The organism is Syntrophobacterales bacterium (genome assembly GCA_019429105.1).
GTDB lineage: Bacteria > Desulfobacterota > Syntrophia > Syntrophales > UBA5619 > DYTH01.
The window spans coordinates 1-15526 of sequence record JAHYJE010000012.1; the positions used below are offsets into that span (position 1 = coordinate 1).

The window sequence follows — 15526 nt, forward strand, 5'->3', positions numbered from 1 at the left end:
AGGATTCGGCGGGAATAACTCATTGCAGTTACGGCATATTTTCTCTTTTATTGGCTCCATTGACCTTGAATCTCCTTGGGGTCAATGGTAGAAGAAAATGGAAGCTTTGTGAATTATGATAAAGAAATTGAGGGGAACAAAACGAAGAAAATGGAAGAAGAATATTTATAAATTTATTTCCAAGGAAGAAGACTCAGTTACGTCACACACCATGTTCGTCCCGCCAGCTTTAATACAATTCCAGGTCGCCGCTGGCAGGTTTTGCAATTGGCTCGATTAACCAACAGTTCTGCGGCGATTGATTGTTTTACCCCCATTTGTCATTGCGAGCAAACCAAACTTCCAAGCGGCAAGTTCAATTTCCCGGCAACTGGTTCACTTGATTTCGAGCAGTTTGGCCCGCGCTATTCTTGCCTGACTGGTATTGGGGAAATCCTTGGTAACCTGCTGTAAAAGCAGCCTGGCGCTATCCTTGTCTCCCAGTTTCAAAAACGAAAGCCCCTGCTTGAGAAGGGCATAGGAGGTCTTGTTGCCTCCAGGAAAATCCTTTATTACCTTATCATACGCGACTATTGCCTTTTCATATTTTTTCTCGAAATAATAGCACTCGCCGATCCAGAATTGGACGTTGTCCGAGAATTCCGAGGCGGGATACTGTTTCAGGAAGCTTCCGAAAGCCTCCCGCGCTTTTTCGTACTTTCCCTCTTTGAAAAGGGCAAATGCCGCCGCATACCGGGATGCCTTGTCCGTCTTGACCGGTTCAATGGTGGCGCCATCCTTGACAACCGGTTGCGCTGGCAGGGGAGGTTTGTCGGCAGCAGCGCTGGAATTACGATGTTCCTCTTTCTTATCGATCCCCAGATAATTTTCAATAAAGTTTATCTTGAAGGTCAATGCATCTATCTTTTCCCGGATGAACTTGTCTGCTTCCTGGCTTTTTACGGTTTTTGAGACTAATGAGGCATTTTCCTTGCGAATCTCCTCTTTTAAACTGTCAATCAGGCCTCTAAGTTGCTGAAGCTTTCCCCTGATATCGGTTATTTCTGTACGCAACTCGGCCTGAGCCGCCCGGATAGGGGGAAAATCAGCATTTGTTTTTTCAATTTTGTCTTGAAGACGGAGAATCTCTTCTTTAAGAGGCGGATATTGGCGTTCTATGGAAGCAATCTTTTCATTCTCCGCCTGTATCTGATAACTAAATTCACCGCGCAGCCGATTGAGATCATCGGTCGTGGCACATCCGACCGCCAACAGGACAAATAAAGAGAAAAGAACCAAGAATTTCGCTCTCACTGATCTTAACCTCCCTTACATTATCGTAACTGCTCATTCTGAGGCCCACACCGTCATGTAAAAAGACAAATCCTGCAATCCAAGAAAAGCAGATTGCAGGACTTATCCGCATGAGGAGCTGCTCCAAACCTCAATAAGCAAGCGAAAAGCACAAACCCCGGTTGAATTTAAGCTTAATTTTAAGGATTAACTACAAAATGCGCCCTTCTGTTTTTGGCCCATGCCACTTCATTACTGCCCTTGTCCAAAGGATTTTCCTCGCCGTAGCTTATCGTCTTGATTCGATCCTTGGCTATACCCAAATCAACAAGAAACTTGGCGGCTTCATTGGCCCGCTTTTCTCCCAAGGCAAGGTTGTATTCAACGGTGCCCCGCTCATCGCAATGTCCCTCGACAACAAGCTTGGCACTTCCGTATTTCAGGTAAGCCGGCGCGGCCTTCTTTAAAATATCCTGGGCTTCCGGTTTGAGATTATACTTGTCATAATCGAAGTTAATATCGGCAATCTGCAGTTCCTTAAGCATTGCCGCCTTAGCCGCAGCTTCCTTTGCCGCAGCTTCCCTTGCCGCCTTTTCCGCAGCCTCCCGCAAGGCCTGCTCGCGCAGGGCGCGCTCCCTGGCGGCTGCATCATCGGTAGTCGCCTTCGGAGCCACGTCCTTCACCGCGGTCTGGGGAACAACTGCTTGCTGCACTTGCGAAACACCGGCGCCATCCTTGATGGCCGCTTTTTTGGCGCAACCGGTTGTCAACGAAATAGAAACAAAAAGAACCAACAACATCAGACCGAACAAATTAAAACCTCGTCTCATTGTAAATCTCCTTTCTTATGCATTAGTTTTTTTAGTATGAACTTTCGTTATCAAACTAAATGCAGCTTATAGATACATGAAGATTAAAAAGCAAGATAAAAATTGGTCTATTTCAAGCGCGGCGACCAAGCGGCGCTTTGACAGCCATCCTTGTCTTCATAAAGTACTCTCACGTTCTTGCCGTCGGCGTTCATGATTTCTATCCGACTGCGACCGTAACCGCTGACGCTGTAGGCCAGATATCTGCCGTCTGGCGACCATGACGGACTTTCATGATCCCAGGGATCGAAAGTCAACTGCTGGGGCTCGCCGCCGGCAATATCTATTAAAAAAAGCTGAAAACGGCCATTTACGGAACCTTCGTACGCAATCTTGCCGCCCCGGGGCGACCAGGCAGGCGTGGTATTGTAGTTGCCCTGACGGGTCAGCAATCGCACATTGCCCCCATCGGCCTCCATTATATACACTTGCGGAGCGCCGTTGCGATTGGAAACGAAGGCAACGCTTTTTTCATCCGGCGAGCGCACCGGCGAGACGTCTATCGAAAAATCGCGGGTAAGACGCTGCAGCAGGGAGTTTTTAACATTCATATCGTAGATATCGGCATTGCCTTCACGACTGAGGGTGACAAGCAGCATCTCCCCGTTTTTCGACCATGATCCGGGAAGATTTACCCCTCGGTAGGAAGCGAGTTTTTTCGTTGTTCCGCTCTCCAAATTCCGCATATAGATATCCGGATTGCCGTCCTTGTAAGAGGTGAAAGCCAGGAACCTTCCATCAGCCGACCAGCGGGGCGCAAGAGTCAGAGAATTGTAATTGGTAATGCGGCGCAGGTCGGACCCGTCAAAGTTTATCGTGTAGATCTCTTTTGCTGTTCCGTTTTTTTTGACAAAGGCAATGCGCGTGTTGAAATTTCCGCTCTCACCGGTCAGGACAGACAGCAGCTCGTCCACAAACCGCAGCACCATCTTTTTTTTATCTTCCGGTTTGCCGAGATAACGTTTGCCGAGAACGAGTTCCCCCTTCACCACGTCAAACAGGCGAAACTCCGCCGTCAACCCTTGAGTGTTAGTCTGAAAACCGCCCTTGACAAGGTATTCGGCGCCGATTGTCGTCCAATCGTCAAAGTGGATGCCCTCCGCGGTAATTCCGGCTTTTTGCTGATCTTCCAGAAATGACTTTCGGTCAAGTATATGAAAATAGCCGGTAATTTCCAGGCAGCGGGAAAGTTCGTCGGCGAACCAGGTATTGAGGTTATCTGCCTTGGCCACCGGCGCCAGGGGTTTAAATTCGGCAACGGCAAGCGGAAATTTATGGAAAGAAGGGGAATCTATATCCAGGTAAACCTTCCCCCAGACATCTCCGGAAGCAGTGAAAAAGAGAGCGAACAGGATAAAAATCATCTTTAATTGGTTGCGCATTTTGACTTTCCTGAAGATAAATTTCCTAATTCATTAATTCAGAGGAGTGAAAGCGGATGCCGATATTCAAGTTGTTGCCGGTGAGCCAATCGGGCAAGGGCGGCAACGGGCTCGCTTTTTGAATTGCCTTCATGGCTGATTCGTCAAAATACCGGTTCCCTGATGGTTTTTCAAATCGAACCTCCGTAACCGCGCCGGTGCGAAGAATCGTTATCGAAATGACTGACTCCAGCGCTGTTTTGGGGATCATCCCGACCGGCAGCGCCCACTGCCCTTTAATTCGGAGCCATATTACCCGGTAATAAGCGTTGACTCTTGCATCTCCACCGGCATCCCCGCCGGCCGCCCCGCCGGAAGAAGCTGCCACGCCGCTGCCTGCCTCGACTGCGCCTTTCGCCTTTTCGGCCAAACCAGAGGTTCCGGCACTTGCCGTTCTATTCGAGGCGCCGGCCTGCTCCGGCGACCTTTGCGGCTCCCCGCTGGCAGCGGTTTTTTTTCTGATATTCTCTATCGCCTTCTCCACGGCGCGCTCATCCCGGCCACGGTTCTCTATTCTGCTGATCGGAACGGCAGGCAAGGCGGCCGAACTCCTTTTTACTGTCGTCTCAACCCGCTTTACCCCCTTGAACTCTTTTTCAACAGCGCGGGCATCGCCGCCGCTTGAGGAGGCATTGCCACTTGCCGTAAACCCCCCGGGGGCCTCAACAAGAGAAACATTATAGACGGGACCAAAGGTGAGCTTCGGAGAAGGAAACGAAGGGGACAAAACAAGGAGGGCGAAAAGCGCCGCGTGCAGCAGCAATGACAAAACCAACGTGCCCTTCAAACCGCCTATCGCGCAACCTCTGTCGAACCCTTCGACCATCAGCGCCGCTCCTCGGGCGGCTCGGTTATCATGCCGAGCTTGTCCACACCAGCCTTTCTCACCGCCGCCATCACCTCGACCACAAACCCGTAAGGAACATTCCGGTCGGCCCGGAGATAAACTTCCCGGTCTATTCTCTGCTTAAAGATGCTTTCCAGCTTGACGCCGAGATCGGAGAGTTTAAGCGGACTTCTGTTGATAAATATCTCCCGGGCCTCGTTTATCGTCAAAACAATCTTTTCCTCTGCAACATCCACGCTTTTGGCCTTCACCCGCGGCAAATTTACATCGATCCCCGTCTGCAGCATCGGCGCGGTAACCATAAAGATTACCAAAAGCACCAGCATCACATCCACAAGGGGGGTAACGTTTATTTCGGCCATGGGGCGGTCGTAACCGTTGTTATTTCTGCGTCTCGAATATCTCATGTCATCTCACTTTTTTACATAAAAACGTTCTATTATATTGACAAGTTCTGATGAAAAGCCATCCATCTCCGCGGTCATGCCCTTCACCTTGTTCAGATAATAGTTGTAGAAAATGACCGCGGGGATGGCCGCCGCCAGACCGGCCGCCGTGGCAATCAGGGCCTCCGAGATCCCCGGCGCGACAACCGCGAGCGTCGCCGAACCGCGGGCGCCGATGCCCTTGAAGGTATCCATGATGCCCCAGACCGTCCCGAACAGGCCGATAAAGGGGCTGGCGCTGCCCGTCGTCGCCAGAAATCCGAGCGCCGCTTCCAGCTTTGTCGTCTCCATGTCGCAGGCCCTGTTCAGGGACCGCTCTACATTGTCGATTGCGCCTATTTCCAGATTCGCCGCCAGGTTATCCGCGGCATCCCGGCCGACGACGTTTCCGCGGGCCGCCCGGGCAATCTTGACAAGCTCGTTGTAACCGCTGTTGAATACCCCGGCCAGGGTCGAATTTCGCATCCTTTTTGATTCGGGATATATTTCCGACAGTTTTGTACCCTTCATGTAGATATTCAAAAATAACTCATTTTCCTTGGTTATTTTTCTCATGCTGAAATATTTCATCAGGATAATGGCCCAGGAAACAACGGAAAAAACAAAAAGCAGCAGCAGAACCAGTTGAACTATAAACCCGGCATTCAGCACCATGTCAAAAAGACTGCCATGAAAATTGCCGCCAAGATTCATCGTGGCGATTGATGTCTCTTTCACTGAAGATCTCCTTTATTGAAAATGATATTTTCTACAGCAATTCCGGGGTAAAGGCGACGACCTCGTCTATCCTTTTTCTGCCGGCAAAAAGCATGGCGAGCCGATCCACTCCCAGGGCAATCCCCGCAGAGGGCGGCATTTGCGGGAGGGAATCGAGAAAAAACTCCGGTATTGGATACACGGAGGAACCGTTTTTCTCACGCTCCCGCGAGGCCTCCTCGAACCGGCGCCTCTGTTCCTCGGCATCGGTAAGCTCCGAAAAGGCATTGGCTATTTCAATTCCGTCGATATACAGCTCAAAGCGCTCAGCTTTGCTTGGGTCATCTTCCTTTAGACGCGCCAGCGCGCTTTGCTCCTGCGGATAATCATAAAGAAAAACAGGCGCATCAACGCCTAAGTTCGGCTCTACCCTCTCAGTCAGCCGCTCTTCGAAGCAATCCTTAGCCAGCGCCTCGGAAACATCCATCCTTGCATAGCGGAGAAATGCCTCCCCGACGGTTATTCGCTCCCACGGCTTATCCAGAATCACCAGTCCGCCCCGGCGAGAGATAAAACTGGAGACGCCGAGCTCGCCTGCGATTCCCGAAAGCAGCTCCTCGCAGTCGTCCATGAGCGCCCGGTAATCGGCGTTTGCCCTGTACCACTCGAGAATGGTAAATTCCGGCAAATGACGTTCTCCGCGCTCTTTGTCCCGAAAACATTTACAAAGCTGATAGATTCTTTCATAGCCTGCCGCCAGAAGCCTCTTCATGCACAACTCCGGAGAGGTCTGCAGAAACCACTTGCCGGCGGCAACTGCGTCTATATGAACCTCCGGGGCCGGCGCCGGAATAAGAAGCGGCGTCTCAACTTCCAGAAAATCCCGCTCCCGGAAAAAACGGCGGACAGCCTGGATCATCCTGGCGCGTACACGCAGGTCGTCAAATTTGGCGGCCAGCTTCCAGGAATGATTGTCTGTCATCCCTTGACCCGGGTGAGATATTCGCCGCTGCGGGTGTCGATCCGGATCTTTTCGCCTTCTTCGATGAAGGGGGGAACCTGAAGCTGGTAACCGGTCTGGACGGTAACCGGCTTGGTGTTGCCCGAAACGGAATCGCCCCTGGCCCAGGGTTCGGCGCTGGTCACGACAACATCTATGAAATTGGGAACGGTGATCCCCAATGGCTTGTTTTCAAAGAGCAGGACCTCGACCTCGATGTTATCAAGCAGGAAATTGCTGGCCTCGCCTACCTGAGCCTCGGTCAGAAAAACCTGTTCGTAGCTTTCGTTATCCATAAAACAGTACTTGTCGCCCTCGTGATAGAGGTACTGCATCTTTTTTTCCTGCAGATCAGCCGTCTCAAACATATCAACCGAACGAAAGGTACGTTCAAACTGGTTTCCATTGACCATGTTTTTCAGCTTGCACCGGTAGAGCGCCTGCCCCTTCCCCGGCTTTACAAAATTGAACTCCGTCACGATGTACGGATCATTCTCTATCTTGATCCTCAATCCTTTTCTTAGATCACTGGCTGCGTACATGAATTTCTCTTCTCCTTTGGATTATGTCTGCGGTCTGCCGCCGCATCAAATATTTTTTGTTTCAGCTACATAGCCCAATAGCTAAAAAACTCTGTTTTCATAGTACATTTCCCCGGGATTGTCAAAATAATGTTTTATTTCTGATTCTTTTCGGGAAGAAGGGAAAAGGGCTGAAGCGGTATTTTTCCGCGTCCCCCCGGGCTGTCAATCACAAACCGCGGCAGGCAGAGTCCGGAGATGTTGCGCCAGAGTTTCTCCATAATCTCCATGCCGACGCAGATATCCGTCCGGAAATGATCGGTTCCGCGAACGGGGTCGCATTGAAACAGATAGTAGGGACGTACGGATATCCGCTCCAGCGAGTACAGCAGTTCCTTCATCGTCTCGTAGTCGTCGTTTACGCCTTTGAGCAGTACAGACTGGTTGCTGACGGGAATGCCCGCTTCAAGCAGCATCTCACAGGCCCTGGCCGCTTCCGGGGTGATTTCGCGGCGGTGGTTGAACTGCGTATTGAACCACAGGGGCCGATGGCGCCGCAGCATTGCGCACAGCTCTTTTGTGATCCGCATCGGCAAGACAGCCGGCGCCCGGCTGCCGATCCGCAGCGACTGCACATTGGGCAGGGCTTTAAGCGAACCCAGAAACCAGTCGAGAGTCGCCTCGGGCATCATCAAGGGATCCCCGCCCGAAACAATTACCTCCCGCACTTCCGGGGTGCGCGCCACACAAGAGATCATCGCCTGGAGCCTGTCCCTTGTGGTAGAGCTTTCCTTTTCCCAGAGCCGTTTTCGGTTGCAATGCCGACAGTAAACAGCGCAGGTGTTGGTGACAATCGCCAGGCAACGATCGGGATAGCGGTGAACCAACCCCGGAACGGGCATGTCTCTTGCCTCGTTCAGCGGATCTTCCACCCCGCCCAGCGAAAAGTTTATTTCCCGGGGGTCGGGAAAGCACTGCCTCCGCAGGGGGTCATTTTCGTCGGCAGGATCAAAAAGCGAGATAAAATAGGGGGTAATCGCCACTGGATATTCTTTAAGAACCTTGCGCCAGAAAGAAAGAGCCGCAACCGGCGTCTTCAGCAAGACACCCAGCTCGCTTAACGAACGCACCCGGTTGCGGAACTGCCACCGCCAATCATTCCATTCGGCCGCGGAAAACATTTCTTTATCGATTACCCCGGCAATCTTAACCCTGTTTGCCACAAGACACCATCTTCCCTCCCCCGTCCAGGCGCGAAGTAACTGTAACTAATTAGGTTGTTTAGACAAACGATCCACCTGAGTAGTTACTGTTTTTTCAGATCAGAGTAAATCCGCCGGCGCATCGCCCGCATCATCGGCAACTTTGGCGCCCTTGTAAAGATACCGCTCCAGCAGACGGTGATAGGACGTCCAAGTGGACTCCTGAGTGCCGGGCTGCCGGATATACTCCTGAAAGGCATTCACTTTCGCGTCCATGTCATCCATGAAATGAACAATCAGGGCCTCCAGCGTTTTCGGGCGCTTGGGAGAGCCATATTCCAGTTCGCCGTGATGGCTGAGGATAATATGGCGAAGCTCCAGCGCCGTCTGCTTCGGAAAGTCCGGGATCGCGGCGATCCGCTCGTCAATCATCTCCAGCCCCATGACGATATGACCGATCAGGCGGCCGGGATCGCTGTACTCAACGACCCGCTCGTAGGATAGTTCATATATCTTCCCAATATCATGCAATATTCCACCGGTGATCAGCAGGTCTTTGTCGAGATTCTCGTAATGCTCCCCCGCCATTTTCAGCAGGCCTACCACCGAAAGCGTATGCTCGATCAGGCCGCCGATGTAGATATGATGAAAACCCTTGGCAGCCGGCGCCTTCTGGAAAAGCGCCGCAATCTTCTCGTCTTGGAAAAAAGAATTAAGCAGCGCCTTTAGACAGGGGGTTTTTACCTGCTCGCAGTAGCCCAGCAATTCCTTGAACATCTCGGCGCGGTCCCGTTTGGCGGCCGGCAGGAACAGGGCAATATCCACTTCGCTGTCGTTTACCTTCTGTAATCCGGTTACCGATACCTGCACCGCGTTCTTGAAACTAAGCGCCCGCCCCTGGACGCGCAGAACATCGCCCTTCTTGAAAACCTTGTCCCAGGCAAGGGCATTGTCCCAGATTTTTGCGTCCACTTCGCCGGTTCGATCCTGAAGACGCAAATTAATATAGGGAGAGCCCTTCTGGGAATATGCGAGCGTTTTTTCCGCCGCGATAAAAAGATCGTCAATCCGGTCGCCTGTATTGATATCCTTGACATATATTGCCTTTGCCGCCAAATTTACACCTGTTCCTTCCTTTATGACTTCTTTATGTTTCCGTTCTTTCTCTTAAAATTCGTTTGTCCCCGGCGCGCATGGTGAGTTTTGTTGAATCGAAGTATTCCATAAGCGGGATAATGAATTTACGCGAAAGGCCGGTCAGCTCTCGCACGCTCGCCGGCGTAGCCTCGCCGTCTTTAATTAGCATCCGTTTATATTCCTCGCGGAGCTTCACCAAAACGTCCCGATGAAAATTCAGATCCTCGCTGATTCTGACAATTTCCCCTTCCCGGAGCATCAGTTGCTCCAGACTTGCCACCTCTTTTTTCCGGTCGGGAAACATCGCCGCTATCTCCCGCGCCGTCGGCGGAGTCAGGCCGCCTTTCCTATAGGCGCTGGAAAGACTCTCCCGGAGCGATCCCAGATCCACATCGAGCCGCACCTCATGCTCCTTGAGGCGGATCATCTCCCTTTCGACAACAATTTTCCCTTTTTTCTCCAGATCATGCAGGGCAATTAAAAAAATCTTCGGCCCGGCAGCGGCGCCGATCCCCGGCGTTGAGCGGAGCTCTTCCCGGGCAAGCGCTTCCCGAAGGGGATACTGCCTGTGGTAATCGGCGATTCTGCCGACTATCCACTCTTTGAGCTCCTCATAAACAACGGCAGATAAAACGCGCAGTTCCTCGCGATCAACTAAAATAACCTTCCTGTCCGCAAACATCCCTCCCAGAATTTTAGCGAGCCGTTTGGCGGGAATGCCGGCGCGCACAACAAGCGCCCCGCTGGCAATCCCCTCGATCCCGGCCCTTCTGACGATCACTTCTATTTTTCTGATCTCGTCATCACCGGCCAGTATCTCGAAATCACTGATTATTCCCGCCTCTGTTTTTTTATGCTTCGCCGGAAGCGGATCGACAATCACCCCGCCGCCGATCGTCGTTACCGGGGAATAGCTGCGCACGACAAATCTGTCTCCGGCAACCGCGGCCAAGGGTTCCTCCAGAACAAGCTGAACACAGCCCTCCTCCCCCGGTTCCAGAAAATCGCGATCGTAGAGAACAAACCTTGCCATGATCTCGCTTGTTCCCACATGCAGACGGACAATCGTCCTGTTCATTATTTTCTTCCCGGCGCTCTTTAAGTGATTGTATGCACAATCAAGCCGCCGGGATGCCTGCAATGAACCGACATTGGCCAGAATGGAGCCCCGTTCGATTTCCTCCCGGTCTGTTCCCTGCAGATTGACAGCCGTTCTCTGCCCCGCCTCAGCCGTTTTCACCGGTTCGTTATGCACCTGAATGCCGCGCACCTTCGCCCGAAAACCGGCCGGGAAAAATTCCACATCCTCGCCCACCGTCACACGGCCGGAGATCAGCGTCCCGGTGATGACGGTGCCGAACCCCTTCATCGAAAAAACCCTGTCCACAGGCAGGCGCAATATGCCGATATCCTGCGTCTCCTGTATCTCTTCGACGCTCTTTTCGATTACGTCCAGCAACGCCGGGATTCCCTCCCCGGTAAACGAGGAAACCGGAACGACCGGCATCCCCTCAAGGAACGTGCCCGTCAGGAAGGAGCGGATATCCTCCTGCACCAACTCCAGCCAATCCCGATCCACCATGTCGATCTTGGTAACAACGACAACCCCCTTGCGGATGCCGAGCAGGGAGCAGATCTGCATGTGCTCGCGGGTCTGCGGCATAACGCCCTCGTCGGCGGCAATGACCATCGCCACAAGATCGATGCCGGCCGCACCCGCAACCATGTTTTTGACGAATCTTTCATGGCCGGGGACATCAACAATTCCGACCGTTTGTCCGCCGGGAAGCGCCAGCGAGGCAAAACCCATTTCAATGGTAATCCCGCGTTCCTTTTCCTCTTTCAGACGATCGGTGTCAACGCCGGTGAGTCTCTTGATCAGCGCCGTCTTGCCATGATCGACATGGCCGGCTGTCCCCATTACGATGTGTTTCATGCGGCGGAACCTAACAGACTATTCGGCTTTTCTCAAGAGAAAAAGGATTGCCGGGCAGGAGGCATCGGCAACTGTTGAAGAATGCGTCGGGAATGGGCCTGACATCCAGAAAATCGACCTTGCCGACCTGACGGACGCCTTTGAGAATCAATGGCTTGCGATACTTAGAATCTTTCCCTTTCAATAAATTGTTTAATATCAATCGCTCCATATTGCACCTCCCCCGCTGGTTGTGGCTCAGGTTAGTGCAGTGTTTCAGACTATCCACCTGCCGTTGAACATGCACTCTCTATTGAGCCAATTGCAAAACTATTTGTCATTCCCGAAAGCGGAGCTTAATGTACACAATGCTTCTATCGGGAATACGGTTTTTCAAGCAGTTGGAACCAGATTATGAACATTAAACTTCGTTTTCCCGCTTAAAATCATTGATGAAATCCTCGATGACACTGAATATCACGATAGAGTTGAATCTCATTTCTGCGTATTTCAAGGGGGAAGACTCAGGATAAGAGGATAAATCCGGGAATAACCATTTACCCGGTTCCATCAAAAACTATTTCAGTTTATGCCCCCGTTTTGTCTCGGCACAAAAAGCAAAACTTTCAGATAATCGTGTATTCTCAGTAAAACCGGCTCTCGATAGATAAAAGATAGATGGAATTAATGAAGCGATTAGGCGCTGGGGGTGGCGGGCGACGAAAGATCGGCCCGGCTGACTATCAGGTGGGAATGTCAACCGAAAATTGACAACCTGTGATGGCCCAAGCCATCTTTGATATGGGATGGCGCATAAGGGAGATAACCACCCAGACAGAGCTGGATTCCGACAAAGTCGCCGAGGCTTTCTTTACCAACATCAAGAAATACGATTACGATTTATGCTTTGGGACCTACATCGATCACGGTTATGGAGTTCCATCCCTCGGAGGCGTCCTTGATATCCCTGAAAAATTTGGGGTCAGTGTTTCGGTCAAGGAACACCCCGTCAGTAAAAAGGAAGATTGGAACAGGATCAAAAAGAAATTTCCTCTCGACCCATTGAAACATGACCGAATGCCCCAGGCGCTTAAGGCGCTCAAGGCGGTCTGCAAAGAGCTCGGTGCAACTCATCCTATTTCTCCGATGTCTTATGTGGGCATTGGGTTTGTTCAACATCTTTTCCGAAAAGTGAGCGACCTAACGGTTGACTGTTATGAAGATCCGGACTGGGTCGATGAAATGTGCCAAGTCGCCACCGATTTCAGCATGGACTGGATCCGCGCGCAATACGAGGCCGGGGCCAATACCCATCTTACACTAAACGACTCTTTTGGAACCGAGCTTGGCGGGCCTGGTGGAGGCGTCCTCATGGCTCCGAGCTGCCAACTTCTTCCGGCGACACCAGGTTTACATTTCAAAGCCTGGGTGGATGCGACCCATAAATACGGGAAGTATCCTTCGGGATCATGGAAACAGGGATGTTGAGTGCCCTAACATCTTGGTACTCAAGAACTATTGGATACCGGTAACGCGTTTCCAACAGGAACAGGGCAAGATCGATTCCTCCCGCCGGGATGTTGATCCGGGAACGCTGTGGCACCCCCGATCAAGCGATTTTAAAAAGTTTTCTTGACAATATTCAGTTTCAGTACTATATAGCCAGCAAGTAATATATGGGGCAGCCATGAAGACGCTTTCCGATCCCCAGCGCGTGAAGCTCGAAAAGATGCTTCAAAAAAGGACCCGTTGCATCTGCGAGGTTCATGCCGCGCCGGGAAGGCGTTGGCCTGGTGGGGGACTCTCCGCGAACTATTCCCTGACCGATGGCGGCAGCAGCACCGATGCAACGAACCTGCCGGTAAATATGATGCACCGGTTTGCGGACGCCCCGGAGATTCGGGAGCTGCTTAAGAGGAGCTGAGGCGTTCAGTGGGAGGATCTCTGCCGGACCCGTGCAATATTCTTCATATTTCCGCATCGCTATATGGTAAGATGGCCATCGAGGCCGTTTGTGCAGATTCGCACGACGTCAAAAAACTATGAAAAGCCTCTGTTGAAAGGAGATAAAAAATGGAAATCAAGATATTGGGACCCGGGTGCGTCAATTGTCAGAAGGTGGAAACACTCGTCAGGGAGACGGTTGCCGAGGCCGGTATTGTGGCGGATATCGAGAAGGTTAACGACACCATGAAGATTGTCCAATACGGCGTCTTCGGCACGCCGGCGGTGGTCGTGGACGGCCAGGTCAAGTCCGTGGGGAAGATCCCGAAGAAGGAGGAGATTCTGGCCTGGCTGGGTCAAGGGGGGGCTTAACGGCCTCGGGGAAATGATCTCTAAAGAACGGTCGTTTGCCGAGCGAGACCGATCCGAGGGGAAAATCTGGAGGAGTTTTATGATGAAAATGAATAGTTCCGCAGTTATGGCCGGCATCTTCTGCCTTCTGCTCCTGTTTGCACTGCCGCCGGCTCTCTTCGCCGCCGAGGAGGAAGTTCCCGTCAAAGGGATGGTCACGCTGGTCGATCTGGGTGCCGGAGAGTGTATTCCCTGCAAAATGATGGCGCCGATCCTGGCGAAGTTGAAAAATCAGTATGCCGGGAAGGCGGCTGTAATCTTCCTCGATGTCTGGAAGGACCAGGCGCCGGCCAGACGCTTCGGCATCCGAACCATTCCCACGCAGATCTTCTTCGATAAAAAGGGCAAGGAGGTTTACCGGCATGTGGGATTTCTGAGTGAGGAGGAGATCGTCCGCCGCTTCAAGGATATGGGCGTAAAATAGAAAGGGCAGCCATGCTGACGCCATTTTTTCTCACCATCAACGACTGGATCACCAGTGCGACCTATCTGGCAGGGCTGGGCTGTTTTTTGTGGGGAATGGTCAGCGTTCTTTTCAGTCCCTGCCACCTGGCCTCCATCCCGCTGGTCGTGGCCTACGTGGCCGGGCAGGATAATGTTCTGAAACCGAGGCAAGCCGCCCATTACGCCCTCCTTTTTACCGTGGGGCTGTTCATCACGATCGCCGCGATCGGCGTCATCTGCGCGCTCCTGGGCCGGATGCTCGGGGATGTGGGCAGTTACTGGCAGATCGCGGTCGGTCTCGTTCTGATCTGGGTCGCCCCGGGGAGCTGGGGGTGGAGAAGTGCAACCTCTCCGGCAGCCGGTTGCACCGGCTGAATGTCAAGGGCCGTCGCGGGGCTTTCCTGCTAGGACTGGCCTACGGGGTTCTTTCCGGCTCCTGCACGTTCGGCTTCATTGCCCCGATCCTGGCGATCATCACGGTCCAACAGAAGGTACTGACCGGCGTTCTGCTGATCCTGCTTTTTGCCCTCGGCCACTGCCTCCCCATCATGGTCGCCGGCAGCTCCACCGCGGTGGTTCGCCGCCTGACGGAAAGCGCGACCTGGATCGGTTCGGGGGGCTGGTTCCGCAAAGGCGCCGGGGTCGTCATCGGCCTTTTGGGGGTCTATTTCATCGGCAGTCCCTTTTTGATCGGGTAAATTCAATGGAACACAGCCACGAACCGCCAGCTTCGCTGAAAAAGGGGTTAATCCCCCTTTTCGGCGACGGAAACGGCATGGGGAACGTTGCCTTCTGGTTCCATCAACGCTACTTCATCGCCCAAACTCAGACAATAGCAACCCGCTGAAGGGAACCTTCTCTGCCGGTAACCAGCGAGAAAAGGGACTGACGATGCCTGTAGATTTATTGCTGACAACATTCCCTGACAGGGCAGAATTTAAAAGGGCCTTGACTGCTCTGGAAACCCTGGACGCCGAATATGAGCTTCTTGATCCGAGTTCGGCGCTGTCCCTGGTCGCGGCGCCGGCGCTCGTCATGACCCGGGAAGTCCGGGGTCGTCTGGAGGCGGCAGCGCCGACGGTCGTTTTTTCCGGCTGGATCGATTACCGTGCGTCCCTTGTGGAGATGCCCAACGACCCGGTGCCGCAAGAGCCATCTCCTGACGACTGTTTTCGGCATGCTGCGGTGATGTTTCTGGGCCCATGCGTTGCCGACGAAACGAAAATCAGGCTGATTGCGCACATAGAGGGCGATTTGGGGCCGGTTCTGCCTTACCTGAACGCTGTGATACCGCAGGCATCGTACACCCCCGCGGCAGAAACGCTTACCTATATGGACGGATACAGGATGATCGCCCTTTACCGCCACCGCATCACCATCGCCAAGGCGGACGATATTCTG

At 52.6% G+C, this 15526-nt stretch carries 19 protein-coding genes; 8 read left to right on the forward strand and 11 right to left on the reverse strand.

Going from position 1 to position 15526, the window contains the following annotated elements; genetic code table 11:
• Positions 1-375: 375 nt before the first annotated feature.
• The 11 genes from ybgF to selB all read right to left on the reverse strand — a co-directional run bounded on the left by ybgF (position 376) and on the right by selB (position 11347).
• On the reverse strand, positions 376-1293 hold the full coding sequence (gene ybgF / locus K0B01_05615) for a tol-pal system protein YbgF (protein ID MBW6485614.1): 918 nt from the start codon (positions 1291-1293) through the stop codon (positions 376-378).
• Between the two features lie 179 nt (positions 1294-1472).
• The gene (locus K0B01_05620) at positions 1473-2102 is read right to left on the reverse strand and encodes an OmpA family protein (protein MBW6485615.1); all 630 of its coding nucleotides are present in this window, start codon (positions 2100-2102) and stop codon (positions 1473-1475) included.
• A 107-nt stretch (positions 2103-2209) separates the two neighbouring features.
• Complete coding sequence (tolB, locus tag K0B01_05625; GenBank protein MBW6485616.1) at positions 2210-3523, reverse strand: Tol-Pal system beta propeller repeat protein TolB; 1314 nt, start codon at positions 3521-3523, stop codon at positions 2210-2212.
• A 25-nt stretch (positions 3524-3548) separates the two neighbouring features.
• Complete coding sequence (locus K0B01_05630; protein MBW6485617.1) at positions 3549-4388, reverse strand: cell envelope integrity protein TolA; 840 nt, start codon at positions 4386-4388, stop codon at positions 3549-3551.
• The gene (tolR, locus tag K0B01_05635) at positions 4388-4816 is read right to left on the reverse strand and encodes a protein TolR (protein MBW6485618.1); all 429 of its coding nucleotides are present in this window, start codon (positions 4814-4816) and stop codon (positions 4388-4390) included. Before tolR ends, K0B01_05630 begins: the two co-directional genes overlap by 1 nt.
• Before the next feature lie 6 nt (positions 4817-4822).
• Entirely contained in the window at positions 4823-5572 is a 750-nt protein-coding gene (gene tolQ, locus K0B01_05640; GenBank protein MBW6485619.1) for a protein TolQ, read from the reverse strand.
• 31 nt (positions 5573-5603) lie between these two features.
• Positions 5604-6533, reverse strand: a complete 930-nt coding sequence (gene genX / locus K0B01_05645) for an EF-P lysine aminoacylase GenX (GenBank protein ID MBW6485620.1) — start codon at positions 6531-6533, stop codon at positions 5604-5606.
• Entirely contained in the window at positions 6530-7093 is a 564-nt protein-coding gene (gene efp / locus K0B01_05650; GenBank protein MBW6485621.1) for an elongation factor P, read from the reverse strand. The genes genX and efp overlap by 4 nt, the downstream gene beginning before the upstream one ends.
• A gap of 134 nt (positions 7094-7227) precedes the next feature.
• Positions 7228-8253: a KamA family radical SAM protein gene (locus K0B01_05655; protein ID MBW6485622.1), complete on the reverse strand. Its 1026-nt coding sequence runs from the start codon at positions 8251-8253 to the stop codon at positions 7228-7230.
• A 141-nt stretch (positions 8254-8394) separates the two neighbouring features.
• Positions 8395-9390 (reverse strand): HD domain-containing protein, encoded by a 996-nt coding sequence (locus tag K0B01_05660; protein MBW6485623.1) that lies wholly within the window; start codon positions 9388-9390, stop codon positions 8395-8397.
• 31 nt (positions 9391-9421) lie between these two features.
• Positions 9422-11347, reverse strand: coding sequence for a selenocysteine-specific translation elongation factor (gene selB / locus K0B01_05665; GenBank protein ID MBW6485624.1), 1926 nt, complete (start codon positions 11345-11347; stop codon positions 9422-9424).
• Here selB and K0B01_05670 point away from each other — a divergent pair.
• The 8 genes from K0B01_05670 (at position 11346) to K0B01_05705 (ending at position 14972) form a co-directional block, all read left to right on the forward strand.
• Positions 11346-11534 (forward strand): hypothetical protein, encoded by a 189-nt coding sequence (locus K0B01_05670; GenBank protein ID MBW6485625.1) that lies wholly within the window; start codon positions 11346-11348, stop codon positions 11532-11534. The genes selB and K0B01_05670 overlap by 2 nt on opposite strands.
• A 572-nt stretch (positions 11535-12106) precedes the next feature.
• Positions 12107-12814 carry a uroporphyrinogen decarboxylase family protein gene (locus K0B01_05675; GenBank protein MBW6485626.1) on the forward strand — a complete coding sequence of 236 codons (708 nt, stop codon included), beginning with the start codon at positions 12107-12109 and terminating at the stop codon, positions 12812-12814.
• Positions 12815-13013: 199 nt separating this feature from the next.
• On the forward strand, positions 13014-13250 hold the full coding sequence (locus K0B01_05680) for a hypothetical protein (protein ID MBW6485627.1): 237 nt from the start codon (positions 13014-13016) through the stop codon (positions 13248-13250).
• Positions 13251-13399: 149 nt separating this feature from the next.
• A complete protein-coding gene (locus tag K0B01_05685) occupies positions 13400-13642 on the forward strand; it encodes a TM0996/MTH895 family glutaredoxin-like protein (GenBank protein ID MBW6485628.1) in 243 nt (80 codons plus the stop codon).
• 106 nt (positions 13643-13748) lie between these two features.
• A complete protein-coding gene (locus K0B01_05690; GenBank protein ID MBW6485629.1) occupies positions 13749-14105 on the forward strand; it encodes a thioredoxin family protein in 357 nt (118 codons plus the stop codon).
• Between the two features lie 11 nt (positions 14106-14116).
• Positions 14117-14500, forward strand: a complete 384-nt coding sequence (locus tag K0B01_05695; GenBank protein MBW6485630.1) for a cytochrome c biogenesis protein CcdA — start codon at positions 14117-14119, stop codon at positions 14498-14500.
• Complete coding sequence (locus K0B01_05700; protein ID MBW6485631.1) at positions 14458-14823, forward strand: sulfite exporter TauE/SafE family protein; 366 nt, start codon at positions 14458-14460, stop codon at positions 14821-14823. Before K0B01_05695 ends, K0B01_05700 begins: the two co-directional genes overlap by 43 nt.
• Positions 14824-14828: 5 nt before the next feature.
• Positions 14829-14972: a hypothetical protein gene (locus tag K0B01_05705; GenBank protein MBW6485632.1), complete on the forward strand. Its 144-nt coding sequence runs from the start codon at positions 14829-14831 to the stop codon at positions 14970-14972.
• Positions 14973-15526: the final 554 nt, after the last annotated feature.

Bases quoted from the DNA above. Each gene is read 5' to 3' on its own strand.
- K0B01_05620 (MBW6485615.1), bottom strand. From the start codon at position 2,102: ATGAGACGAGGTTTTAATTTGTTCGGTCTGATGTTGTTGGTTCTTTTT.
- tolB (MBW6485616.1), bottom strand. From the start codon at position 3,523: ATGCGCAACCAATTAAAGATGATTTTTATCCTGTTCGCTCTCTTTTTC.
- K0B01_05630 (MBW6485617.1), bottom strand. From the start codon at position 4,388: ATGGTCGAAGGGTTCGACAGAGGTTGCGCGATAGGCGGTTTGAAGGGC.
- tolR (MBW6485618.1), bottom strand. From the start codon at position 4,816: ATGAGATATTCGAGACGCAGAAATAACAACGGTTACGACCGCCCCATG.
- genX (MBW6485620.1), bottom strand. From the start codon at position 6,533: ATGACAGACAATCATTCCTGGAAGCTGGCCGCCAAATTTGACGACCTG.
- efp (MBW6485621.1), bottom strand. From the start codon at position 7,093: ATGTACGCAGCCAGTGATCTAAGAAAAGGATTGAGGATCAAGATAGAG.
- K0B01_05655 (MBW6485622.1), bottom strand. From the start codon at position 8,253: ATGTTTTCCGCGGCCGAATGGAATGATTGGCGGTGGCAGTTCCGCAAC.
- K0B01_05670 (MBW6485625.1), top strand. From the start codon at position 11,346: ATGCGGCGGAACCTAACAGACTATTCGGCTTTTCTCAAGAGAAAAAGG.
- selB (MBW6485624.1), bottom strand. From the start codon at position 11,347: ATGAAACACATCGTAATGGGGACAGCCGGCCATGTCGATCATGGCAAG.
- K0B01_05675 (MBW6485626.1), top strand. From the start codon at position 12,107: ATGGCCCAAGCCATCTTTGATATGGGATGGCGCATAAGGGAGATAACC.
- K0B01_05680 (MBW6485627.1), top strand. From the start codon at position 13,014: ATGAAGACGCTTTCCGATCCCCAGCGCGTGAAGCTCGAAAAGATGCTT.
- K0B01_05685 (MBW6485628.1), top strand. From the start codon at position 13,400: ATGGAAATCAAGATATTGGGACCCGGGTGCGTCAATTGTCAGAAGGTG.
- K0B01_05690 (MBW6485629.1), top strand. From the start codon at position 13,749: ATGGCCGGCATCTTCTGCCTTCTGCTCCTGTTTGCACTGCCGCCGGCT.
- K0B01_05695 (MBW6485630.1), top strand. From the start codon at position 14,117: ATGCTGACGCCATTTTTTCTCACCATCAACGACTGGATCACCAGTGCG.
- K0B01_05705 (MBW6485632.1), top strand. From the start codon at position 14,829: ATGGAACACAGCCACGAACCGCCAGCTTCGCTGAAAAAGGGGTTAATC.